At 69.7% G+C, this 2341-nt stretch carries 1 protein-coding gene; it reads right to left on the reverse strand.

Annotated elements, in window-relative coordinates; all coding sequences use genetic code 11:
• Positions 1-2341, reverse strand: a 2341-nt coding sequence (locus AB0L65_RS62800) for a beta-ketoacyl synthase N-terminal-like domain-containing protein (RefSeq protein WP_364267571.1), incomplete at both ends; no start/stop codon positions are given.

Here is a 2341-nt window from a genome sequence, read left to right on the forward strand (position 1 = left end):
CCGTTGACGGTCGCGGTGTTGATGCCGGTGCCACCGGCCGCGTCAGTGCCTGAGCCGTCGCCACCGTCGCTGCCGTTGCCTGCGTCACTGCTGCCGTTGACGCTGCCGTTGTTCTTGGCGACGCCGTTGCCGGTGCCGTCACTTGCGCCGAGGCCGGTGCTGTCGTTGGTGTTTGTGCCGGCGAGGTGGTTGAGGGCGTGGTGGAGGTCGTCGGTGTTGCGGGCCAGGATGACGGCGCGCTCTTCGAGGTGGGCGCGTGTGGTGGCGGTGGACAGGGCGATGTCGTGGAGGGGGAGGTTGGGGTGGGTGGTGAGGTGGCCGGCCAGGCGGGCGGCCTGGGCGGCCAGGCTGGTCTGGTCACGGGCGGATAGGGCCACCGGGATCAGGGGCAGGGGCTGCGGGGCTGCGGTGCCCGTGCCGGTGTCAGCGCCTGTGCCCGCGTTAGAACCCGTGCCGATGCCCGTGTTAGCACCCGCACCGGTGCCTGCCTCAGTCCCTGCGCTGGCGCTTGTGCCGGTGCCCGTGTCGGGGCCTGTGCCTGTGGGGGTGGGGTGGGGGGCTTGTTCGAGGATGAGGTGGGCGTTGGTGCCGCTGATGCCGAAGGAGGAGATGGCGGCGCGGCGTGGTTTGTCGGTGTGGGTGGGCCAGGTTTGGGGGTGTTGGAGGAGGCGGATTTGGCCTTGTTCCCAGTCGACGTGGGTGGTGGGGGTGGTGATGTGCAGGGTTTGGGGGAGGAGGGCTTCGCGGGCGGCCATGACCATCTTGATCACACCCGCCACCCCGGAGGCGCATTGGGTGTGGCCGAGGTTGGACTTCACTGTGCCCAGCCACAAGGGGTGTTCTTCGGGACGGGCTCCGTACACCTCGAGGAGGGCCTGGGCCTCGATGGGGTCGCCGAGTTTGGTGCCGGTGCCGTGGGCTTCGACCGCGTCGATGTCGCCCGGGGCCAGGCCGGCGTTGGCCAGCGCCTGGCGGATCACCCGCTCCTGCGAGGGACCGTTGGGGGCCGACAGGCCGTTGCTGGCACCGTCCTGGTTGACCGCCGATCCGCGGATCACACCCAGGACCCGGTGGCCGTTGGCCTGCGCCTCCGAGAGCCGTTCCAGCAGCAGGATGCCCACGCCTTCGGAGAAGACGGTGCCATCGGCCTCATCCGAGAACGCCTTGCACCGGCCGTCTCTCGCCAGACCACGCTGACGGCTGAATTGGATGAGCAGTTCGGGGTTGGGGAGCACGGTCACTCCGCCTGCGAGTGCCAGAGTGCTTTCGCCTCGGCGCAGGGACTCGCAGGCCAGGTGGATGGCGACCAGGGAGGAGGAGCAGGCGGTGTCCACCGTCAGCGCCGGACCTTCGAGACCGAAGTTGTAGGACACCCGTCCTGACATCACCGAACTGGATGTGCCCGTGACCAAGTAGCCTTCGACGTCGGCCGATGGTGAATCCGCACCGTATCCGGTGTGTGTTCCGCCGATGAAGACGCCGGTCGGGGTGCCGCGGAGGGTGTCCGGGTCGATCCCGGCCCGTTCCATGACTTCCCACGAGGTCTCCAGCAGCAGCCGCTGCTGCGGATCGATCGCGATCGCCTCACGCGGGCTGATCCCGAAAAACGCCGCGTCGAACCCGGCCGCGTCCTTCAGGAACCCGCCCTCACGCAGATACGTGGTCCCCACATGGTCCGGATCCGGGTCATACAACGCCTCCAGATCCCAGCCCCGGTCCTCGGGGAAGGAGGAGATGCCCGAACGGCCTTGGACGAGCATGTCCCACAGGTCCTCCGGCGAGTTCACCCCGCCCGGGTAGCGGCAGCCCATCGCCACGATCGCGATCGGCTCCCCGACCCCGGCGGACGCGGACGCGGCCCGCACCGGCTCGGCCACGACGGCCGAGCTGCTGCCGGTGACGCGCTGGAGCAGATGAGCTGCCAGCGCGGTCGGGGTGGGGTGGTCGAACACCAGCGTCGCGGGCAGCTTCATCCCGGCCGCCCGGCTCAGCCGGTTACGCAACTCGACAGAGGTCAGGGAGTCGAAGCCCAGATCCTTGAACGGGCGTCCCGCCTGGATCGCCTCACCGGAGGCGTGTCCCAGGACCGCTGCGGCTTCGGCGCAGACCAGCGACACCAGCACGTGTTCCTGCTCGGCCGCCAGCAGGCCGGTCAGACGGCGTTCCAGCGCCGACCCGCTGCCGGAGACAGGTTCGGTGCGGGCGGTGCGACGCGCGGGCGTGCGAGCCAGTCCACGCAGAATCGCCGGGACGCCGTCGTGGCGGTTGCTGAGGGTGTGGGTGTTGATGGGGAGGGGCAGGAGGTGGGGTTGGGGTGTGGTGAGGGCGGTGTCGAGGAGTT

Origin of the sequence: Nonomuraea sp. NPDC052116, assembly GCF_040680035.1 — a bacterium.
GTDB lineage: Bacteria > Actinomycetota > Actinomycetes > Streptosporangiales > Streptosporangiaceae > Nonomuraea > Nonomuraea angiospora_A.